Genomic DNA, 20,064 nt, shown 5'->3' with positions numbered 1-20,064 from the left:
GTCGATCATGATCGAAAAGGTGGTGTCACCGGGTACCGGAGGCATTGGCAGACCGCTGATTAGGGGCACGAGCGCCGATCCTGTTCCGGGTGAGGCAGTCTCTTCGTAACGTGGATGCCGGCACGCTGATGCCGCAGGTGAGGCCGGGGAGGGCGCGACCGCTGTGGAGAGTGCACGTGATCGACACGGGTGACATCGACGTCTACCTGGGCCTGGACGTGGGCAAGGGCGAGCACCATGCCACCGCCCTGACTCCGGTGGGCAAGCGGGTCTTCGACAAGCGGCTGCCCAACACCGAGCCGAAACTGCGTGAGGTGTTCGCCAAGCTCCAGGCCAAGCACGGCACTGTGCTGGTGGTGGTCGACCAGCCGGCTTCGATCGGAGCTCTGCCGCTGGCGGTGGCCCGTGACATGGGCTGCAGCGTCGCCTACTTGCCCGGCCTGACGATGCGACGGATCGCCGATCTGTACGCCGGTGAGGCCAAGACCGATGCCCGGGACGCGGCGATCATCGCCGATGCCGCGCGGACGATGCCGCACACGCTGCGAAACCTGGCGCCGTCCGACGAGACCATTGCCGAGCTGGAGATGATCGTCGGCTTCGACGACGACCTGGCTACCGAGTCCACGCGGATCAAGAACCGTCTGCGTGGCCTGCTCACCCAGATCCACCCGTCGTTGGAGCGGGTCCTCGGTCCCAGGCTGGATCATCCCGCCGTCCTGACACTCCTCGAACGTCACGGATCCCCGGCCCAGTTGAGGAAAGCCGGGCGACGCCGACTGGTGACCCTGCTCAGACCCAAGGCCCCGCGGCTGGCCGAGCGCCTGGTCGAGGACGTCTTCGACGCCCTCGACGAGCAGAGCGTCGTCGTGCCCGGCACCGACGCAGCCTCGCTGATCGTCCCCAGCCTCGCCGGCTCACTCACCTCCGTGCTCGACCAGCGCAAACTCCTCGCCGCCCGCATCGAGGAACTGCTGGAGGCCCACCCTCTTTCCCCGGTCCTGACCTCCATGCCCGGCATCGGGGTCAGGACCGGAGCCCGCATCCTCATCGACGTCGGCGACGCCAGCGCTTTCCCCACGGCCGGCCACCTGGCCGCCTACGCCGGACTGGCACCCGTGACCAGGAGCTCCGGCTCCTCCATACGCGGCGAGCATCCCTCCCGACGAGGCAACAAACAGCTCAAACGAGCCTTCTACCTCGCTGCGTTCGCATCGCTGTCCCAGCCCGAATCACGCACCTACTACGACAAGAAGCGACGGCAGGGAAAGCACCACGTCGCCGCCCTCGTCTGCCTCGCCCGGCGGCGCATCGACGTGCTCTTCGCCATGCTCCGCGACGGCACCTTCTACGCGCCCCCTACCGCCATCGCCGCTTGACGAAAACCATAGGGGCACCTTTTCCGCGCCCGGAACGCCGCCGACCCGCTGCCCACCGTGATCGTGCTTCTGACCGTGACCGGAGGAATGCTGGACGCCATCAGTTTCCTGGGACTCGGCCAGGTCTTCGTCGGCATGATGACGGGCAACGTCATCGCCTTCGGATTCGCCCTCGGAGGCGCCCCGCACTTCACGGAACTGGGCCCGCTGCTCGCCCTGATCGGATTCGGGGCCGGAGTCGCGTCGACGGCACGAGTGGTCCGCAGACACCAAGTGGCGGGCCGCGCGGGCTGGTTCACGGCCGTGCTGGCCCTGGAGATCACCCTGCTGCTGGCCGCGGCGCTGATCAGCACGGCCCCGGGAGCCGCGGCGGGCCGCAACGCCGTGATCACCGTCCTGGCGGTCACCATGGGTATGCGCTGTGCCGCCCTGCGCAGCCTGGCCGTCCCCGAACTCCAGACGACCTTCGCCCTCACCGGCGCCCTGATCGCCCTGCTCCACGACCTCTGCGCCGGATCCGGCTCGCCCGTGCAGACGGCGCGCCGGATCGGCATCGTCGGCGCCACCGGGGCGGGTGCCGCGGCCGGGGCCACGGCGTTGACGCACCTGGGCCTCGCCGGTGCGCTGGGAGCCGTGGCACTGGCCGTCGCCGCCCTCGCCGTCGCGCTGCCCGTCGCTCTGCAGCGGCAGCCGGCCCCCCGGACCGCCGAGGCCACCCCGGCGGTCCGGTGACGGGGGAGTCCTACCGCCCGAATTCCCCGGCCAGCAGCGCGGCGGTCTCGGCGATCAGCGCATCGGTCCTGGTCTTCTCCAGGTCCCGCCCGCCCGTGGTGGTCAGGACGGACATGACGACCGGCGGCCGCCCGGGAGGCCAGGCGATGCCCACGTCGTTGTTCGTGCCGTACTTGCCGGCACCGGTCTTGTCCGCGACCGCCCAGTCCCGGGGCAGCCCCGCGCGGAACTGCTTGCCGCTGGTGGTGTTGGCGAGCAGCCAGCCGGTCAGCCGCTCCCGGTGCCGTGCCGGGAGGGCGTTGCCCAGCGCCAGCCGCGCATACGTCAGGGCGATGGCGCGGGGCGTGGTGGTGTCCTCCACCCGCCCGGGCTCGGCCGAGTTCAACTCGGGCTCCCAGCGGTCGAGACGGGTGTGCTCGTCCCCGACGGAGCGGCAGAAACGGGTCACGGCATCCGGGCCGCCCAGCCTGCGCAGCAGGAGGTTGGCGGCGCAGTTGTCGCTGTGGGAAATCGCGGCACCGCACAGGTCAATGCCGCGTAGTTAAGAAACGGCGAGGATTTTGATGTCCGGTGGGTCTGGGTGGTGGACTGTGGTTTCGGTGCGCTTCTTTTTCCTGTAGGCGTGGACGTGGATGCGTTTGACGGCTCGTGGGCTGGTGCGGTGGCGCCGGCTGGGGTTGGGCCTCTCCAGAATTTCTGTGAAAGCTGATTCAAGAGCTTTCGCGAGACGGTGAGGGGGAAAAGCCCGCCTGGTCAGTGATCTGACGGCGGATGATGCGCAGTGAGCGGATGAAAGATAGCCGGTCGGGGTCGATATCGGCTTGGTCGGCGGCTTCGCACATCAGGTGCCGGACCGCATAGTGGGTGAGCAGGAGCGCCCAGATCTCCTGCTCGATCATGTCCGGGGATTTTGAACGCAGTACGGCGCCGCGGCCGCGTTGATGGGTTTTGATCTCGTCGAGGCCGGACTCGAATTCCCAGCGTTCCGCGTACGCCGCCGCGAGCTCGGCAGCACTGGCGTCGTCCGGGTCCATGATGGTGGTGATCAGGCAGAAGATTTCTCCTTTGCCTTCACGGTTGGTCACCTCGTACTCGACGACCCGGACCGGGATGCCGGACGGCTCTTCGATGTGTGCTGCCCCTCGGTGACGCTGGACGGCACGCCGGCGGCGTACTTTCGGGTCCAGCAGAAATGACTCGTACGAGCCGTCCTTGAGCGGTCGGACCACCGGCAGATGAGGTCCGTCGGGCATCCGCCACAGAAGATCCGCCCCCGCGGCCGCAGCAGCTTCCCACAGCCGGTAGGCGTAAAATCCCCGGTCAGCAGTGATGAGCATGCCCGGCTCGAAATCCGCCACGAGATCCCGGGCCAGTGTCCCTTCATCCGTACGCCAGGGCCCCAGCCGTGCAGCCACAACGGCATGCGTGCCGCATTCTCCCAGCCCGACAATCTTCACCTGTGGAAACGGGGCAGGATTCTTCTCCCCGCCGGAACGCCCGAACTCCGCGTCATTCGCGGGCGTGTCGGGGAGGTCCAGTACGAAACCGTCAATAGCCATCAGCCGAAAATTCCCCAGCCATGCCCCTTGCGTACCGCGCTGGGCACACGGCAGCGCCACCCGCTCGAACAGCGCTTTCAGCGGCTCAGGCCCCAGACGCCGGCGCGCCTGGGAGACCGCGCTGGACGTGGGAACCGTCCATTCCTTCCGCCATGTCCCCAGGAACCGCAGGCCGTTGACGAGCAGACGGGTCACTTCCTCATACGACTCGCCGAAGAACAGGCACATGGCCATCACGTAATACACAACGACACGTGCAGGCAGCAGACGAGATCTCTTCTCCGTCCGCCCCGTCTCCGCGAGAACCTCATCGACCAGGTCACGGTGCACCAGACGCGTCAGAACCCCGATACCCACCCGGTCAGTCAAACGCTCGCCGGAGATGGCCCCTTCATCTCGAATCCCACCCATGAACGAGAAACATAACCAGATTCGTGGCCACAGCGAAAGAGCAGAACCGCCCCAGGTTGACTGTCCACAACCATCCCCGGCGTGTCGCTGTGAAAATGTGGACACGGAACGCCGAGTTTCTTAACTACGCGGCATTGCCGCACAGGTCGGCGCCGGTCATGCCGTCGCGCAGATTCTCGGCCAGGCCCGTGATCGGGGCGTATCCCGAGGACTTGGTGTCCTGTTCGGTGTAGCGGATCCGTTCGTGGAGGAATCCGTCGCCCGTGCGCAGCCCCTGGAGCACGGCGCCGACGGCGAGCGTTTTGAACGTCGAGCACATCGGGAAGAGTTCCGTCTCCCGATAGCACACCGGATTACCGCCTGCCGGGCTGTAGGCGAAAACTCCGAGTCGCACGGGGACGCCGAGGCGGGAGGTGTATGTGGCCTCAAGCCGCTCAAGGGCGGCGGTGATTCCCGCCCCGGCGGCTCGTTCCGGTCTGTCGGCCGCGAATGCCTCCGGAGCGGAACCGAGGGCGGCCGCGAACGCCGTTCCGGTTCCGAACGCGAGCATGGAACGACGAGTCGGTCGAACGGGTGGCGTTGCCAATGTCGAGTACTCCTTGTTCGGCACTGCTGGGTTCGGCACTGCTGGGACGTGGACAAATGCAGACACGGATTCCGTGCATACATGGGTCTGGACCCAGTGCAAAGGCGCGGCGGTTGCGGATCGTCCGGAATTGTGAGATCGGCGACAATCCCCGCACTTCAGTCCGCGACGAGCACGGCCACCCCGGTGACCCGGTCGGCCGCCAGGTCCGCGAGGGCGTCGTCGGCCCGGCCCATCGGATAGCGCCGTACGTGCACCACGGGACGGTGCCGCACCGCCTCGGCGAGATAAGCCCGGCCGTCGGCACGGGTGTTGGCGGTGACGCTGCGCAGCGTGCGCTCCTGGAACAGATGGCGCCCGTACGTCAGGGCCGGGATATCGGTGAGGTGGATGCCGGCGACGGAGAGCGTGCCGCCGCGGTCGAGGGCCTCCAGCGCCACGGGGACGAGGTCGCCGACGGGCGCGAAGAGGATCGCCGCGTCGAGCGGTTCGGGCGGGGCGTCGCGGGCGCCGCGTGCCGAGGCCGCACCGAGACCGAGGGCCAGGCTCCGGGCCTCCGCCGAGCGGGTCAGCACATGGATGGTGGCGCCGCGCGAGAGGGCCAGCTGTGCCGTCAGATGGGCGGAGGCGCCGAAGCCGTAGAGGCCCAGCCGGCCGCCGGGCGGCAGTTCCGCGCGTTCCAGCGCGCGGTAGCCGATGATGCCCGCGCACAGCAGTGGCGCCAGCTCCTCGTCCGGAGGGCCCTCCGGCAGGGGATAGGCGAACCGCGCGTCGACCACGGTGTGCTCCGCGTAGCCGCCGTGGACGTCCCAGCCGGTGTAACGGGAGGCGGGGCAGAGGTTCTCCCGCCCGGCACGGCAGTACCGGCACGTGCCGCACGTCCCCGCCAGCCACGCCGCGCCGACCCGGTCCCCCGGGGCGAAGCCCGCCGCGTCGGGCCCGGCGGCCAGGACCCGGCCGACGACCTCGTGCCCGGGCGTGCACCGCGGCACATGCGGCGGGAGGTCGCCCTCGGCGAGGTGGAGATCGGTACGGCACACCCCGCACGCGCCCACCCCGACGAGGAGTCCGTGCCGCCCGAGCGGCGGGAGGGGACGCTCCACCCGGCGCAGCGGGCGTTCCGCGGCCGGTGCGGTGCGGTCCACCACCCAGGCCGTGGTGCGGTTCTCCGGCGGGATGCCTGTGGCCATCGCCTCCACCTCCGCTCCCGTTTCCACGGTGCGTCCCGGGCGGGAAAGGGGCAACCCGTCAGTGGTTGCTGGGGAAGCCCAGGTCCACGCCCCGGTCGGACGGGTCGGGCCACCGGGTCGTGACGACCTTGCCGCGGGTGTAGAAGTGGACGCCGTCGTTGCCGTAGATGTGGTGGTCGCCGAAGAGCGAGTCCTTCCAGCCGCCGAAGGAGTGGTAGCCCACCGGCACCGGGATCGGCACGTTCACCCCCACCATCCCGGCCTGCACCTCCAGTTGGAAGCGGCGGGCCGCGCCGCCGTCCCGCGTGAAGACGGCCGTCCCGTTGCCCCAGGGCGAGGCGTTGATGAGCGCCAGGCCCTCCTCGTACGTCTCCGCGCGCAGCACGCACAGCACCGGGCCGAAGATCTCGTCGCGGTAGGCGTCCATCCCGGGGGTGACCCGGTCGAGGAGCGAGACGCCGATCCAGTGGCCGCCCTCGTACCCCTCGACGGTGTGACCGGTGCCGTCGAGGACGACCTCGGCGCCCTGTGCCGCGGCGCCGTGCACGTACGAGGCGACCTTGTCGCGGTGGGCCGCGGTGATCAGCGGGCCCATCTCGGACGCCGGGTCGTCGCCGGGGCCGATGCGCAGCGCGGCCGTGCGCTCCTTGATCTTCTCGATGAGCGGGTCGGCGGTCCCGCCGACGGCCACCAGCACGGAGACGGCCATGCAGCGCTCGCCCGCCGAGCCGTACGCGGCGTTGACGGCGGCGTCGGCGGCCAGGTCGAGGTCGGCGTCGGGCAGGACGAGCATGTGGTTCTTGGCGCCGCCGAGCGCCTGGACGCGCTTGCCGTGGGCGGAGGCGGTGGCGTGGATGTACCGGGCGATGGGAGTGGAGCCGACGAAGGAGACGGCCGCGACGTCCGGGTGCTCCAGCAGCCGGTCCACGGCCGTCTTGTCGCCGTGCACGACGTTGAGCACGCCGTCCGGCAGCCCCGCCTCGGCCGCGAGCTCCGCGAGGCGCATCGCCGCGGAGGGCACCTTCTCGCTGGGCTTGAGGACGAAGGTGTTGCCGCAGGCGACGGCGAGCGGGAACATCCACATCGGCACCATGGCCGGGAAGTTGAAGGGCGTGATGCCGGCCACGACGCCCAGCGGCTGCCGGATCGCCGCGACGTCGACGCGCGTCGAGACCTGGGTGGAGAGCTCGCCCTTGAGCTTCTCCGTGATGCCGCAGGCGAGTTCGACGATCTCCAGCCCGCGCGCGACCTCGCCGAGCGCGTCGGCGTGCACCTTGCCGTGCTCGGCCGTGATCAGCCGGGCGATCTCCTCGCGGTGCGCGTGCACCAGTTCCCGGTAGCGGAAGAGGACGCCGGTGCGCTTGGCGAGGGAGGAGGTGCCCCAGGCGGCGAACGCGTCCCGGGCGGCGGCCACCGCCGCGTCCACGTCCCCGGCGGACGCGAGGGCGACCTGCTTCTCCTGGACTCCGGTGGCGGGATTGACCACCGGGCCGTGGTTCCCGGAGACGCCTTCGACGGGCTTGCCGCCTATCCAGTGGTTGATCGTCTGCATGGTGCGTGCGGGCCTTTCCGATGAGGGGGTTCAGAGATGGTGGCGGCGGGCGGCCGCCTGTTGCTCATAGGCGGCGCGGGCCTCCACGGCCGCCGGACGGGTGGCGGTCTGGGCCACCGGCACGTCCCACCACGCCTGGGCGCCGGGAGCCCCCGGGGCATCGGCGTCGGTCTCGACGTACACGCAGGTGGGCCGGTCCGAGGCACGGGCCTCGGCCAGGGCCGCGCGCAACTCGCCGACGGTGGAGGCCCGCAGGACGGTCATCCCGAGCGAGGCGGCGTTGGCGGCGAGGTCGACCGGGAGCGGGGCACCGGTGTACGTCCCGTCCTTGTCGCGGAAGCGGTAGGCGGTGCCGAAGCGTTCGCCGCCCGTCTCGGCGGACAGCCCGCCGATGGAGGCGTAGCCGTGGTTCTGCACAAGCACCACGTTGATGTTGACGCCCTCCTGGACGGCGGTGACCAGCTCGGTGGGCATCATCAGATACGTGCCGTCGCCGACCAGCGCCCACACCGGGCGGTCGGGCGCGGCGAGCCGTACGCCGATGGCGGCGGGGATCTCGTAACCCATGCAGGAGTAGCCGTACTCCAGGTGGTACTGGCGCCGGGACCGGGCCCGCCACAGCTTGTGCAGGTCGCCGGGGAGCGAGCCGGCCGCGTTGATGACGACGTCCTCGTCGCCGACGACCGCGTCGAGCGCGCCGAGCACCTGGGTCTGGGACGGCCGTACGGAGTCGTCGCCGACCGCGTAGGCCGCGTCCACGAGCTCTTCCCAACGGGCCTTGCCCGCACGGTACTCGGCCTCGTACGCCGCGTCCACCCGGTGCCCGGCGAGGGAGGCGGTCAGCGCCTCCAGTCCGGCGCGGGCGTCGGCGACCAGCGGCAGGGCGCCCAGTTTGTGGCCGTCGAAGGAGGCGATGTTGAGGTTGAGGAAGCGAACCCCGGGGCGGGCGAAGAGGGTTGACGAGGCGGTGGTGAAGTCAGTGTAGCGGGTGCCGACGCCGATGACGAGATCGGCGGTGCGCGCCAGGTCGTCGGCGACGGCGGTGCCGGTGTGGCCGATGCCGCCGATGTCGGCCGGGTGGTCGTGGCGCAGGGAGCCCTTGCCCGCCTGGGTGGAGGCGACGGGGATGCCGGTCGCGTCGGCGAGGGCGCGCAGGGCGTCCTCGGCCTCGCTGTGGTGGACGCCGCCGCCCGCGACGACCAGGGGGCGCTCGGCGGCGCGTACGGCGCGTACGGCCTCGGCGAGCGCGTCGGCGTCGGGGGAGGGGCGGCGGACGTGCCAGACGCGGTCGGCGAAGAACTCCTCGGGCCAGTCGTACGCCTCGGCCTGGACGTCCTGGGGCAGGGCGAGGGTGACGGCCCCGGTCTCCACCGGGTCGGCGAGGACGCGCATGGCCTGGAGGGCGGCGGGGATCAGTGCCTCGGGGCGGGTGATCCGGTCGAAATAGCGGGAGACCGGCCGCAGGCAGTCGTTGACGGACACGTCCCCGGCGCAAGGGACTTCGAGCTGCTGGAGGACGGGGTCGGCGGGGCGGGTGGCGAAGACGTCGCCGGGCAGGAGCAGCACCGGCAGCCGGTTGACGGTGGCGAGGGCGGCGCCGGTGACGAGGTTGGTGGCGCCCGGGCCGATCGAGGTGGTCACGGCCTGGGCGGCGAGCCGGTCGTTCTGCCGGGCGTAGCCGACGGCGGCGTGCACCATGGCCTGCTCGTTGCGGCCCTGGAGGTAGGGCATCGCGCCGGGGCCCGACTCCAGCAGGGCCTGCCCGATCCCGGCGACGTTGCCGTGGCCGAAGATGCCCCAGCAGGCGTTGATCAGGCGGCGCCGCTGCCCGTCGCGTTCGGTGTACTGGTGGGCGAGGAACTCGACCAGGGCCTGGGCGACGGTCAGGCGGCGGGTCGCGGAAGCGGTCATCGGGCGTCTCCTGCGGGCGCGTTGTACAGGGGAAGGCGGGGGTCGACGGGCTGGTCCGGCCAGGTGGAGCGGATCCAGCCGTGGTCGGGGTGGTCGCAGATGAGCCACTCGCGGGTCTCGCCGGGGCCCGCCATGACGTTGAGGTAGTACATGTCGTGGCCGGGGGCGGCGATGGACGGGCCGTGCCAGCCGTCGGGGATGAGCACCGCGTCGCCGCCGCGCACCTCGGCGAGCACATCGGTGCCGCGGCCGTGGCCGGAGGGGGTGACGCGCTGGTACCCGAGGCCCGGCCGGCCCGCGGCGTCGGCGATCTCGAAGTAGTAGATCTCCTCCAGCTCGCTCTCCTCGCCGGGCCGGCACTCGTCGTGCTTGTGCGGCGGGTAGGAGGACCAGTTGCCGCCCGGGGTGAGCACCTCGACGGCGATGAGCCGGTCGCACGCGAACGAGCCGGCCGCCGCGAAGTTGTTGACCTGGCGGGAGCAGGACCCGGCGCCGCGCAGTTCGACGGGGACGCCGGAGGCGGGGCCGTAGCGGGCGGGCAGGCGGTTGCGGCACCGGGCGCCGGTGAGGGCGAAGCGGCCGCCCCCGGCGCTTTCGACGCGGACCTCCTCGTCGCGCGGTACGTAGGCGAAGTCGGTGACGGCGTCGAACACGCCCTTGCGTCCGGCCAGTTCGAAGGTCTCGCCGGAGGCGGTGGTGACCGTGCAGCCGCCGGAGAGCGGCAGCACGATCCATTCGCTGTCCCCGGTGGGGAAGGAGTGCCCGCCGCCGGGCGGGAGTTCGAGGACGCGGAGGGAGGAGTGTCCCCAGCCGGCCTTCTCCGGAGTGATGTCCAGGGCGTAGGGGCCGTCGGCGGCCTGCCCCGCCCTGAGGTGGAACCCGCGGAAGTTCATGGTCTCTCCGTATGTCACAGCAGTCCGGATGTCACAGCAGTCCGACGGCGGTGTCCACGGCCTTCGCCACGTCCCCGTCGCCGGGGTAGAGCAGCGAGCGGCCGGCGACCAGCCCCTGCACGGACGGCAGGCGCAGGGCCTTGCGCCACTTCTCGTACGTCCTGTCCTGGTCCCGGGAGACTTCCCCGCCGAGCAGCACCGTCGGCAGTGTGGACGTCTCGCAGACGCGCGCCATGTCGTCGGGGTCCTCGGTGACCGGCAGCTTCAGCCAGGTGTACGCGGAGGTGCCGCCGAGGCCGGAGGCGATGGCCACGGAGGTGGTGACGGCCTCGGCGCCCAGGTCGTTGCGGACCCGGCCGTCGACGCGGCGGGAGAGGAAGGGCTCGACGAAGACGGGCAGCCGCAGCGCGGCCATCGCGTCGACGGCGCGGGCGGCGGACTCCAGGGTCTCCACCGAGCCCGGGTCGTCGTAGTCGATGCGCAGCAGCAGTTTGCCTGCGTCGAAGCGGAGCCGGGCGAGGTCCTGCGGGCGGTGGCCGGTGAAGCGGTCGTCCATCTCGAAGGAGGCCCCGGCGATGCCGCCGCGGTTGAGCGAGCCCATGACGACCTTGTTCTCCAGGGCGCCGAGGAGCAGCAGGTCCTCCAGGATGTCGGCGGTCGCGAGGACGCCGTCCACGCCGGGGCGGGAGAGCGCCAGGCACAGCCGCTCCAGCAGGTCGGCGCGGTTGGCCATGGCGAGGGCGCGGTCGCCGACGGCGAGGGCGCCGCGGGCCGGGTGGTCGGCGGCGACGATCATCAGCCGGCCGCTGTCGCCGACGAGGGGGCGGCGGGCGCGGCGGGCGGCGGCCTCCGCGACGGCTTCGGGGTGCCGGGCCCGCAGCGCCGGGATGTCGGAGATCCGAGTGGTCAAGGGGTGACTCGCCTTCTCGAAGTGCGTGGGTCAGCGGAGGGTTTCCGCCGGGTGCCGGGCGAGGAACTCCTCGACCTCGGCGGCCGTGGGCATGGCGGAGGAACAGGCCAGGCGGGAGGCGACGATGGCGCCGGCGGCGTTGGCGTACCGCATCACCGTCTCCAGGTCCCAGCCGGCCAGCAGGCCGTGGCAGAGCGAGCCGCCGAAGGCGTCGCCGGCGCCCAGGCCGTTGACGACCTCGACGGGCGTGGGCGGGACCTCGGCGACGCGGCCGTCGCGGTGCACGGCCAGGACGCCCTTGGGGCCCTGTTTGACGACGGCCAGCTCGACGCCCATGTCGAGCAGGGCCCGCGCGCAGTCCCCGGGGTCGCGCAGCCCGGTGGCGACCTCGGCCTCGTCGACGTTGCCGACGGCGACCGTGGCGTGGGCGAGCGCGGCCTCGTAGTACGGCCGGGCCGCGGCCATGGCCCGGGGGCCGGTGGCCCCGCCGTCGCCGGAGGCGCCGCCCTCGCCGCCCCAGAACATCGGCCGCCAGTCCAGGTCGAAGACGGTGGTGCCGGCCTTGCCGCGGGCCTCCAGGGCGGCCAGTGTCGCGGAGCGGCTGGGCTCCTCGCACAGGCCGGTGCCGGTCATCCAGAAGACGCGGGCGGCCCGGACGGCCTCCTGGTCCAGCTCCTCGGGGCGGATGACCAGGTCGGGGGCCTTGGGGCGGCGGTAGAAGTACAGCGGGAAGTCGTCCGGCGGGAAGATCTCGCAGAAGGTGACGGGCGTCGGGTACTGCTCGACGGGGGTCACCCACCGGTCGTCGACGCCGAACTCGCGCAGCGCCCGGTGGATGTAGTCGCCGAACGGGTCGCGGCCGGTGCGGCTGATGACGGCCGTGCGGCGGCCGAGCCGGGCGGCGGCGACCGCGACGTTGGTGGCCGAGCCGCCCAGGAACTTCCCGAAGGTCTCCACCCGGTCCAGCGGCACGCCGGTCTGCAGCGGATAGATGTCCACTCCGATGCGGCCCATGGTGATCAGGTCGTACGGATCGGTCATGTGCGCCCTTTCGGTTCGGCCGGTTCGGCCGGTTCGGCCGGTTCGGCCGGTTCGGCCGGTTCGGCCGGTGCGGCTCGTTGGCTCCGACCACAGGTCTAACCGGGCGGATCAAGCCCTGTCAATACTTTGTCCTTACATATTGACGTGATGCCGCGGGAGTGGCGACCGGACCCTTGTGTGTCCTCGCCATGTCCTCGCACATGTCCTCGCGGTGGCAAAGTCCTTAAGTCCGTATGTCAGGACGAAGTCTTGACACTCACTTGACCGCCATGGAGGCTGTGCCCCGCAACCCATCAGCGCCTCCCGGTCACCGCCGACCGGCGAGAGGAGAGCCGCAGCATGTCCGCATCCAGCGCCGCCGCCCCGCCCGCATTGGACCGCATCCGCGTCGGTTCGGCCCCCGACTCCTGGGGGGTCTGGTTCCCCGACGACGAGCAGCAGGTCCCCTGGCAGCGCTTCCTCGACGAGGTCTCCGGGGCCGGCTACGAGTGGATCGAACTCGGCCCGTACGGCTACCTGCCCACCGACCCCGCCGTCCTCCGCGACGAGACCGCCCGCCGCGACCTCAAGGTCTCCGCCGGCACGATCTTCACCTCCCTCCACCACGGCCCCGCCGTCTGGGACAGGACCTGGGCCCACGTCACGGAGGTCGCCACCCTCACCCGGGCCATGGGCGCCAGGCACCTCGTCGTCATCCCCTCCTTCTGGCGCGACGACAAGACCGCCGAGCTCCTCGAACCGAGCGAACTCACCGACGAGCAGTGGAAGCACCTCACCACCGGCACCGAACGCCTCGCCCGCCGCGTCCGCGAGGAGTTCGGGCTCGACATCGTCGTCCACCCGCACGCCGACACCCACATCGACACCGAGGAACACGTCGGGCGCTTCCTCGACTCCACCGACTCCGGCCTCGTCAACCTCTGCCTGGACACCGGGCATTACGCCTACTGCGGCGGCGACAGCGTCAAGCTCATCAAGACCTACGGCGAACGCATCGGCTACCTCCACCTCAAGCAGGTGGACCCCGCGGTCCTCGCCGACGTCACCGCCAAGGGCACCCCCTTCGGTCCCGCCGTCCGCCAGGGCGTCATGTGCGAACCCCCGCTCGGCGTACCGGAGTTGCCGCCCGTCCTCGAAGCCGCCCAGGCCCTCGGCGTCGACCTCTTCGCCATCGTCGAACAGGACATGTACCCCTGCCCGCCCGACCGGCCCCTGCCCATCGCCCGACGCACCCGGAACTTCCTGCGCTCCTGCGGCGCCTGACCACCCCCACCCCGTCACCGACCAAGGAACCGGACACCCCCGCATGAGCACCGACACACCCCTCGGCATCGCCGTCATCGGCACCGGACGCATGGGCGCCGACCACATCCGCCGCATCGACACCGTCACCAACGGCGCCCGCGTCGCCGCCGTCGCCGACATCGACCCCGACCGCGCCGCCCACGCCGCCCACGGCATCGAGGGCTGCACGCCCTACACCGACCCCGCCGCCGCCATGGCCGACCCCGCCGTCGACGCCGTCCTGATCGCCTCCCCCGGAGCCGCCCACGAGGCCGCCCTCATGGCCGCCTTCGACCGCGGCCTGCCCGTCCTGTGCGAGAAGCCCCTCACCCCCGACGCGGAATCCGCCCTGCGCGTCGTCGAGGCCGAGGCCCGGCTCGGCCGGCGCCTCGTCCAGGTCGGCTTCATGCGCCGCTACGACACCGGCTACCTCCGGCTCAAGCAGCTCCTCGACTCCGGAGCCCACGGCCGCACCCTCATGCTCCACCACAAGCACCGCAACCCCGCCACCCCACCCGGCTTCACCGACGCGAACCTCATCAACGACTCGGTCGTCCACGAGATCGACGTCACCCGCTGGCTCCTCGGCACCGAGATCACCGCCGTCCACGTGCTGCGCCCCACCCCCTCCTCCGCTGCCCCCGAGGGCCTGGGCGACCCGCAGCTCGTCCTCTTCGAGACCGCGGACGGACAGATCTGCGACACCGAGCTCTTCCAGAACTGCGGCTTCGGCTACCAGGTCGGCTGCGAGGCCGTCGGCGAGACGGGCACCGCCCGCACCGGCGACGACCACGGCCTCCTCGTCAACGCCGACGGCCGCTGGGGCGGCACCATCCCGCCCGGCTACGTCGAGCGCTTCGCGGACGCCTACGACCGGCAGGTGCAGCGCTGGGTGGACGCCACCCGCCGCGGCGTGGTCAAGGGACCCGGCTGCTGGGACGGTTACGCCGCGGCCGCCGCCTGCGCGGCGGGCGTCCGCGCCCAGACCACCGGCGCCCGCGCCACCGTCGAACTGGCCGAACGGCCGGACCTCTACCGCTGAACCGGACGCGCAGCACAACGATTCCGAAAGGCACGACCCGAAAGGCACCTCCCCCTCGATGAACGTCGCCCTCGACCCGTCGTCCGCCGACCGCCCGCCCACCACGGCCGCGTCAACTCCCGCCCCCCGCAACGCCAAACGCTTCATCCTCGCCATCGCCGCCGTCGCGGCCATCGGCGGCGCCCTCTTCGGCTACGACACCGGAGTCGTCTCCGGCGCCCTGCCCTTCATGGAGGACCACTTCGGCCTCTCCTCCCTCGGCGAGGGCGTCATCACCAGCGCCCTCCTGATCGGCGCCGCCTTCGGCTCCCTCGCCGGCGGCCGCATGGCCGACACCCTGGGCCGCAAGAAGGCCCTGCTGTGGGCCGGCGCCGTCTTCATCGGCGGCGCCGTCGCCGTGGCCGTCGCACCCACTGTCCCCGTCATGGTCGCCGCACGCTTCGTCCTCGGACTGGCCGTCGGCAGCGCCTCCGTCATCACCCCGCTGTACCTCTCGGAGATCGCCCCGCCGCACATCCGCGGCCGGCTCGTCTCCTTCAACTCCCTGATGATCGTGAGCGGTCAGCTGCTCGCCTACGTCGTCAACGCGATCCTCGCCCGCTGGGAAGCCTGGCGCTGGATGCTGGGCCTCGCCGCCCTGCCCGCCGTCGCGCTCTTCGTCGGCATGTTCTTCCTGCCCGACACCCCGCGCTGGTACATCAGCAAGGGGCGCACGGACGACGCCGGGCATGTCCTGCGCCGCACCCTGCCCGCCGACGAGGTCGAGGCCGAGCTCGGACGCATCGACCACGCCCGCGCGCTGGAGGCCGACGCCCGCCGGGGCGCCTGGCAGGAACTGCGCACCCCCTGGATCCGCCGCATCCTCCTCATAGGCGTCGGACTCGCCGTCGTCCAGCAGATCACCGGCGTCAACGCCGTCATCTACTTCGCGCCCAAGATCCTGGAATCCACCGGCCTGGGCACCAACGCCGCCATCACCGCCACCATCGCCGTCGGCGCGATCTCCGTCGTCGCCACCGCCATCGGCATGTCGCTCATCGACCGGCTCGGCAGACGCCCCATGCTCATGGGCGGCCTGGCCGGCATGGCCGTCTCCCTCGTCGCCCTCGGCGCCGCCTTCCGGCTCCCGCACTCCACCGCCGTCAGCGTCCTCGTCCTCGCCCTGATGGTCCTCTACATGGCGTTCATGCAGGCCACCCTCAACACCGGGGTCTGGCTGCTGCTCGCCGAGATGTTCCCGCTGAAGGTCCGCGGACTGGCCATGGGCACCGCCGTGTTCGTCATGTGGATGGTCAACTTCGCCGTCGCCCTGCTCTTCCCCGTCCTGCTGGACGCGGTCGGCGCCGGCGTGACCTTCTGGCTCTTCGCCGTCGCCTGCGTCCTGTCCTTCGCCTTCTGCAAGCGCTGGGCCCCGGAGACCAAGGGCATGGCGCTGGAGGACCTGGAACACGAACTGCGCAAGGCCGCCGACCGCGTCACCGCCACGAAAGAGAACTCCCCATGAAGATCGGCCTCATCGGCACCGGCCGCATCGGCGCCTTCCACGCCGAGACCCTCGCCGCCGTCCCCGGCGTCGACACCGTGATCGTCGCCGACCTCGACGCCGGACGGGCCGCCCAACTCGCCGGAAAACTGGGCCTCGACGCCGCCGCTGGCATCGAGGAGATGTACGCCGCCGGCCTCGACGGCGTCGTCGTCACCGCCGCCACCAGCGCCCACGCCCCCCTCATCCACCAGGCCCTCGACCACGGCGTCCCGGTCTTCTGCGAAAAGCCCGTCGCCCTCGACGTCCCCGGCACCCTCGGCGTCGTCGAACGCGCCGCCGCCGGATCCGTCCCCGTCCAGATCGGCTTCCAGCGCCGCTTCGACGCCGGCTACACCGCAGCCCGCGACGCGCTCCGCGCCGGCGAACTCGGCTGGATCCACACCCTGCGCGCCTGCACGAGCGACGTCACACCCCCGCCCCCGGCCTTCATCCCCACCTCCGGCGGCCTCTTCCGGGACTGCTCCATCCACGACTTCGACATCATGCGCTGGCTCACCGGCCGCGAGATCGTCTCCGTCTACGCCCAGGGCGCCAACCGCGGCGCGCCCTTCTTCACCGAGGGCGGCGACGTCGACACCTGCGCCGCCCTCCTGAGCCTCGACGACGACGTGCTCGCCACCGTCACCGCCACCCGCTACAACGGCGCCGGCCACGACGTCCGCCTGGAGATCTGCGGCTCCGAGGGCGCCCGCTTCGTCGGCCTCGACGACCGAGCCCCCATGCCGACCGCGGAACGGGACCTGTCCTGGCACCGGGCCACCCCGTACGCCACCTTCATGGAACGCTTCCACGACGCCTATGTCGCCGAACTCACGGCCTTCACCGAGGTCGCCACCGGCCACCGGGAGAATCCGTGCCCGCCGGCCGAGGCCCTGGAAGCCCTGTACGTCGCCGAGGCCTGCGAACTCTCGCGCCGCACGGGGCGCCCGGTGGAGATCGCCGACGTCAGGGGCTGACCGGCCGCCCCTCATCGGCGTCGTGCCGCTGCCGGCCATGGACCTATTCGGGTGAACCGCCCCGGAGCTCCGCCCAACACCCCGTCCACGACGCTGAGATGGCCGGGTTGCCCATGGCCCATGGCAGGGCGACCCGTCGTCGTCGCGTGGGAAGGGAGTCGGAGCAGGTGGGTGCGCACATGCCGCGGGGAGGACCCGACGCGCCGTGGTGGGACCGGCTGTACGAGACGGACCGGCCGGAGTACATCGACCAGCCGGCGCGGACCGTCGAGACGGGGAAGGTGCTGCGCGGCCTGGACCGCTTCCAGCTCATGACCCGCGCCTACCGCGTCTGCAGCCGCCTCACCCTGGCGGAGACCGCCGGAGCCGAACGGCCCCGGATCCTCGAACTCGGCGCCGGACGCGGCAGGATGACGCAGCGTCTGCTCGCCGACCACCCCACGGCCCGGGTGACGGTCAGCGACGTGAACGCCGCATCCGTCGAGGTCCTCCGGGCCGGGCCGCTGGGCTCGGACCCCCGCGTGGACCTGCGCGTGGTGGACGCCACGGACATCGACGCACCCGACAACACCTGGGACGTCGCCGTCTTCTGCATGGCCCTGCACCACCTGACACCCGACCTCGTGCAGAAGCTGATGGCCGAGGGCACCCGGGTGGCGCGCCGGCTGTTGATCATCGACGGCTGGCGCAACCCGGGATTTCTCGCGATCACCCCGCTGTTCGTCCTCACCGGCGGCCTGACCCAGGCGCACGACGGCGTGATCAGCCTGCGGAAGTGCTACAGCGCACGGGCCGTCGAAGCCATGGCGGCCCGGTGCGCCACGCCGGTCTCGGTGCGCTGCCGCTTCAGCCTCCCCGGCTACCTCGTCGCCTCCCTCGCCGCCGCTCCGTGACCCGCGCACAGCGGACCGTCCGCACGCAGGTCGCGATCGTCGGCGCCGGTCCCGCCGGGCTCGTGCTGGCCTGCGTCCTCCTCCGGGCCGGCATATCCGTCGAGATCGTCGAGCGGCAGACCCGCGAGGCCGTCGAACGGCGGGCCAGGGCCGGGCTGGTGGAGCACCGCGTCGTCGAGTACCTGCGCGCGCACCGCCTCGCGGACGGGCTCGTCGCCCACGGCGTCCGGCACGGCTGGTGCGACTTCCTCGGCCTGGGCGAACGGCTGCGCGTCGACTACGCCGCCCGTGCCGGCGGCGCCGCGCACTGGGTCTATCCGCAGCAGTTCCTCGTCCGCGACCTCATCGACGCCCTCGAAACGGCGGGCGGACGACCGCACTTCGCCCGTCCCGTCACGGCCGTGCACGCCCCCGCCGCCGGACGGCCCCGCCTCCGGTGCCCCGGGCTCGTCGTCGAGGCCGACTACCTCGTCGGCTGCGACGGACAGCACGGCGTCACGCGCGCCGCGCTGCCGGCCGCCGTCCGCGACGACCTCTCGCACCGCTACCCGTACGACTGGCTCACCGTCCTGGCGGAAGTGGACCGCCCCGTCGAGGGAGTCGTCTACGCCGTGCACGAACGCGGCTTCGCCGGAATGATGCCGCGCACCGCCCAGTTGGCCCGCTGCTACGTACAGATCCCCGCCGAGGACGGCGCGGAGCGCTGGCCGGACGAACGCGTGCGCAGGGAACTGGACGCCCGGCTCCGCACCGCGCACGGCGGCCTCCCGCACATCGGCCGGCTCACCGACATCGGCGTCCTGCGCATGCGCAGCACCATCAGCCAACGCCTGTGCCACGGCGGGGTGTTCCTCGCCGGCGACGCCGCCCACCTGCTGGCCCCCGCCGGGGCCAAGGGCATGAACGCGGCCGTCGCCGACGCCGCCGACCTCGCCGACTCCCTCGTCCGCCACTACCACGACGGCGACGACGCCCCCCTCGCCGGCTACAGCGCGCGCCGCCTGGAGCAGGTGTGGCGCGTCCAGGCGTTCTCCGACCGGCTCCTCGGCCTCCTCAACACGAGCACGACGGGTGCTGGGGACGTCCGCTTCGACCTGCGCCTGAAGCTGGAGCACATCCGCCGCCTCGCGGAGACCGGTCCCTTCAGCACCGACTTCGCCCACCAGTACGCCGGCGCCGGGGAGTTGCTGCCCCCCGGCCGCGTCCCCGCCCCGGCGTCCCTCCCCGCAACCGGCCCGGAGAACCGTCCATGACCCTCGTCCTCCAGCAGGCCAAGGCGCTGTACGGGCTGTCCCGCGGCACCCAGGCGACGCTGAGCATCGCCCAGCCCGTCATCGCGATGCTCCTCGCGGACGACCATCCCGCACCGGCCCGCCTCGCCCTGGCCACCGCGGCGGTCCTCGCCGGGTTCTTCGCGGTCTTCGCCGTCAACGACCTCCTCGACGCCCCCCTCGACCGGCTGCGGCGTACCCGGACCGGACCCGCGCAGGGCTTCGACCTGGAACGCGCCGGCCTGCACCCGCTCGCCGACGGCAAACTCCCCTACGCGGCCGGGGTCGTCTGGGCCGTCGCCCTCGGCGCCGTCGCCGTCGCCGCGTTCGCCACCCTCGGACGGGCCTGCGTGGCGCTCTTCCTGGCGGGCGCCGCCCTGGAGGTCGTCTACTGTCTGCTCGCCCGGGTCACTTCCTACAAGTTCCTGGTCAGCGGGGCGCTGGTCACCCTCGGCGCCTGCATCGGCTGGTTCGCCTTCTCCGGCGATCCGGACCCCGTGCGGCTCGGGCTGTTCGCGCTGTGGATGGCCGCCTGGGAGATGGGCGGGCGCAACATCCCCAACGACCTCGCCGACGCAGACGAGGACGCCGAACTCGGCATCACGACCCTGCCCACGGTCCACGGCCCGCGACGCAGCGCGCAGACCGCCTTCGCCTGCCTCGTCGTCGCGTCCGCCGCGGGCATCGCGCTCGCCGTGGCCGCCCGGCCGTCCTTCGGGCCGCTCGGTGTCCTGGGCGCGGCGCTCAGCGCCGTGTTCCTGCTCCTCGTGCCCGGCGTCGCCCTGCTGCGCCGTCCCTCGGCCGCCACCGCGCTGGGCCTCTTCAACCGCGCCAGCTTCCAGCCTCCGTGCGTGCTCGCGGCCTGTGCCCTGGCGCTCCTGCTGCGCTGACCGCCGTTTCGCGCCGCC

At 72.0% G+C, this 20,064-nt stretch carries 17 protein-coding genes and 1 pseudogene; 9 read left to right on the top strand and 9 right to left on the bottom strand.

What is annotated here, in order from left to right; translation table 11 throughout:
• Positions 1 to 128 precede the first annotated feature (128 nt).
• Together AB8735_RS02710 and AB8735_RS02705 are read left to right on the top strand one after the other, a co-directional pair.
• On the top strand, positions 129 to 1,379 hold the full coding sequence (locus AB8735_RS02710; RefSeq protein WP_372411747.1) for an IS110 family transposase: 1,251 nt from the start codon (positions 129 to 131) through the stop codon (positions 1,377 to 1,379).
• A gap of 57 nt (positions 1,380 to 1,436) precedes the next feature.
• On the top strand, positions 1,437 to 2,111 hold the full coding sequence (locus AB8735_RS02705) for a YoaK family protein (protein WP_372405005.1): 675 nt from the start codon (positions 1,437 to 1,439) through the stop codon (positions 2,109 to 2,111).
• 10 nt (positions 2,112 to 2,121) lie between these two features.
• Here AB8735_RS02705 and bla read toward each other — a convergent pair.
• From bla to iolC, 9 genes and pseudogenes are all read right to left on the bottom strand, one after another.
• Positions 2,122 to 2,640 (bottom strand): annotated as a pseudogene (gene bla / locus AB8735_RS02700) (class A beta-lactamase); the annotation flags it as partial.
• Between the two features lie 181 nt (positions 2,641 to 2,821).
• Positions 2,822 to 4,081: an IS4 family transposase gene (locus AB8735_RS02695; protein WP_372405003.1), complete on the bottom strand. Its 1,260-nt coding sequence runs from the start codon at positions 4,079 to 4,081 to the stop codon at positions 2,822 to 2,824.
• Positions 4,082 to 4,205: 124 nt separating this feature from the next.
• Positions 4,206 to 4,631: a serine hydrolase gene (locus AB8735_RS02690; protein WP_372405001.1), complete on the bottom strand. Its 426-nt coding sequence runs from the start codon at positions 4,629 to 4,631 to the stop codon at positions 4,206 to 4,208.
• A 194-nt stretch (positions 4,632 to 4,825) separates the two neighbouring features.
• On the bottom strand, positions 4,826 to 5,857 hold the full coding sequence (locus AB8735_RS02685) for a zinc-binding alcohol dehydrogenase family protein (protein ID WP_372404998.1): 1,032 nt from the start codon (positions 5,855 to 5,857) through the stop codon (positions 4,826 to 4,828).
• A 58-nt stretch (positions 5,858 to 5,915) separates the two neighbouring features.
• Positions 5,916 to 7,409, bottom strand: coding sequence for a CoA-acylating methylmalonate-semialdehyde dehydrogenase (locus AB8735_RS02680; protein WP_372404996.1), 1,494 nt, complete (start codon positions 7,407 to 7,409; stop codon positions 5,916 to 5,918).
• Between the two features lie 30 nt (positions 7,410 to 7,439).
• Positions 7,440 to 9,320 carry a 3D-(3,5/4)-trihydroxycyclohexane-1,2-dione acylhydrolase (decyclizing) gene (iolD, locus tag AB8735_RS02675; protein ID WP_372404994.1) on the bottom strand — a complete coding sequence of 627 codons (1,881 nt, stop codon included), beginning with the start codon at positions 9,318 to 9,320 and terminating at the stop codon, positions 7,440 to 7,442.
• Positions 9,317 to 10,213: a 5-deoxy-glucuronate isomerase gene (gene iolB / locus AB8735_RS02670; protein ID WP_372404992.1), complete on the bottom strand. Its 897-nt coding sequence runs from the start codon at positions 10,211 to 10,213 to the stop codon at positions 9,317 to 9,319. The genes iolD and iolB overlap by 4 nt, the downstream gene beginning before the upstream one ends.
• 31 nt (positions 10,214 to 10,244) lie before the next feature.
• A complete protein-coding gene (locus AB8735_RS02665) occupies positions 10,245 to 11,123 on the bottom strand; it encodes a deoxyribose-phosphate aldolase (protein ID WP_372404989.1) in 879 nt (292 codons plus the stop codon).
• A 30-nt stretch (positions 11,124 to 11,153) separates the two neighbouring features.
• Positions 11,154 to 12,164, bottom strand: a complete 1,011-nt coding sequence (iolC, locus tag AB8735_RS02660) for a 5-dehydro-2-deoxygluconokinase (RefSeq protein WP_344026673.1) — start codon at positions 12,162 to 12,164, stop codon at positions 11,154 to 11,156.
• Between the two features lie 339 nt (positions 12,165 to 12,503).
• On the opposite strand from iolC, the gene AB8735_RS02655 reads away from it, so the two are divergent.
• From AB8735_RS02655 to AB8735_RS02625, 7 genes are all read left to right on the top strand, one after another.
• Positions 12,504 to 13,427, top strand: coding sequence for a sugar phosphate isomerase/epimerase family protein (locus tag AB8735_RS02655; protein ID WP_372404986.1), 924 nt, complete (start codon positions 12,504 to 12,506; stop codon positions 13,425 to 13,427).
• A gap of 43 nt (positions 13,428 to 13,470) precedes the next feature.
• Positions 13,471 to 14,490: a Gfo/Idh/MocA family oxidoreductase gene (locus tag AB8735_RS02650; RefSeq protein WP_344026669.1), complete on the top strand. Its 1,020-nt coding sequence runs from the start codon at positions 13,471 to 13,473 to the stop codon at positions 14,488 to 14,490.
• A gap of 58 nt (positions 14,491 to 14,548) precedes the next feature.
• Positions 14,549 to 15,994, top strand: coding sequence for a sugar porter family MFS transporter (locus tag AB8735_RS02645; protein WP_372404983.1), 1,446 nt, complete (start codon positions 14,549 to 14,551; stop codon positions 15,992 to 15,994).
• Positions 15,991 to 16,992 (top strand): Gfo/Idh/MocA family oxidoreductase, encoded by a 1,002-nt coding sequence (locus AB8735_RS02640; protein WP_372404980.1) that lies wholly within the window; start codon positions 15,991 to 15,993, stop codon positions 16,990 to 16,992. The genes AB8735_RS02645 and AB8735_RS02640 overlap by 4 nt, the downstream gene beginning before the upstream one ends.
• Before the next feature lie 179 nt (positions 16,993 to 17,171).
• Positions 17,172 to 17,885 carry a class I SAM-dependent methyltransferase gene (locus AB8735_RS02635; protein WP_372404977.1) on the top strand — a complete coding sequence of 238 codons (714 nt, stop codon included), beginning with the start codon at positions 17,172 to 17,174 and terminating at the stop codon, positions 17,883 to 17,885.
• Positions 17,882 to 19,138 carry a 4-hydroxybenzoate 3-monooxygenase gene (locus AB8735_RS02630; RefSeq protein WP_372404974.1) on the top strand — a complete coding sequence of 419 codons (1,257 nt, stop codon included), beginning with the start codon at positions 17,882 to 17,884 and terminating at the stop codon, positions 19,136 to 19,138. Before AB8735_RS02635 ends, AB8735_RS02630 begins: the two co-directional genes overlap by 4 nt.
• Positions 19,135 to 20,046, top strand: a complete 912-nt coding sequence (locus tag AB8735_RS02625) for a UbiA family prenyltransferase (RefSeq protein ID WP_372404972.1) — start codon at positions 19,135 to 19,137, stop codon at positions 20,044 to 20,046. Before AB8735_RS02630 ends, AB8735_RS02625 begins: the two co-directional genes overlap by 4 nt.
• Positions 20,047 to 20,064: the final 18 nt, after the last annotated feature.

Origin of the sequence: Streptomyces luteireticuli (genome assembly GCF_041519305.1) — a bacterium.
In the GTDB taxonomy this organism is placed as follows: Bacteria; Actinomycetota; Actinomycetes; order Streptomycetales; family Streptomycetaceae; genus Streptomyces; species Streptomyces luteireticuli.
Note: the sequence above shows the minus strand (reverse complement) of the source record. Positions and strands in the feature narration are given on the sequence as shown.

Bases quoted from the DNA above. Each gene is read 5' to 3' on its own strand.
- iolC (WP_344026673.1), bottom strand. From the start codon at position 12,164: ATGACCGATCCGTACGACCTGATCACCATGGGCCGCATCGGAGTGGAC.
- AB8735_RS02680 (WP_372404996.1), bottom strand. From the start codon at position 7,409: ATGCAGACGATCAACCACTGGATAGGCGGCAAGCCCGTCGAAGGCGTC.
- AB8735_RS02635 (WP_372404977.1), top strand. From the start codon at position 17,172: ATGCCGCGGGGAGGACCCGACGCGCCGTGGTGGGACCGGCTGTACGAG.
- AB8735_RS02625 (WP_372404972.1), top strand. From the start codon at position 19,135: ATGACCCTCGTCCTCCAGCAGGCCAAGGCGCTGTACGGGCTGTCCCGC.
- iolB (WP_372404992.1), bottom strand. From the start codon at position 10,213: ATGAACTTCCGCGGGTTCCACCTCAGGGCGGGGCAGGCCGCCGACGGC.
- AB8735_RS02695 (WP_372405003.1), bottom strand. From the start codon at position 4,081: ATGGGTGGGATTCGAGATGAAGGGGCCATCTCCGGCGAGCGTTTGACT.
- AB8735_RS02650 (WP_344026669.1), top strand. From the start codon at position 13,471: ATGAGCACCGACACACCCCTCGGCATCGCCGTCATCGGCACCGGACGC.
- AB8735_RS02685 (WP_372404998.1), bottom strand. From the start codon at position 5,857: ATGGCCACAGGCATCCCGCCGGAGAACCGCACCACGGCCTGGGTGGTG.
- AB8735_RS02690 (WP_372405001.1), bottom strand. From the start codon at position 4,631: ATGCTCGCGTTCGGAACCGGAACGGCGTTCGCGGCCGCCCTCGGTTCC.
- AB8735_RS02655 (WP_372404986.1), top strand. From the start codon at position 12,504: ATGTCCGCATCCAGCGCCGCCGCCCCGCCCGCATTGGACCGCATCCGC.
- AB8735_RS02645 (WP_372404983.1), top strand. From the start codon at position 14,549: ATGAACGTCGCCCTCGACCCGTCGTCCGCCGACCGCCCGCCCACCACG.
- AB8735_RS02640 (WP_372404980.1), top strand. From the start codon at position 15,991: ATGAAGATCGGCCTCATCGGCACCGGCCGCATCGGCGCCTTCCACGCC.
- iolD (WP_372404994.1), bottom strand. From the start codon at position 9,320: ATGACCGCTTCCGCGACCCGCCGCCTGACCGTCGCCCAGGCCCTGGTC.
- AB8735_RS02710 (WP_372411747.1), top strand. From the start codon at position 129: ATGCCGCAGGTGAGGCCGGGGAGGGCGCGACCGCTGTGGAGAGTGCAC.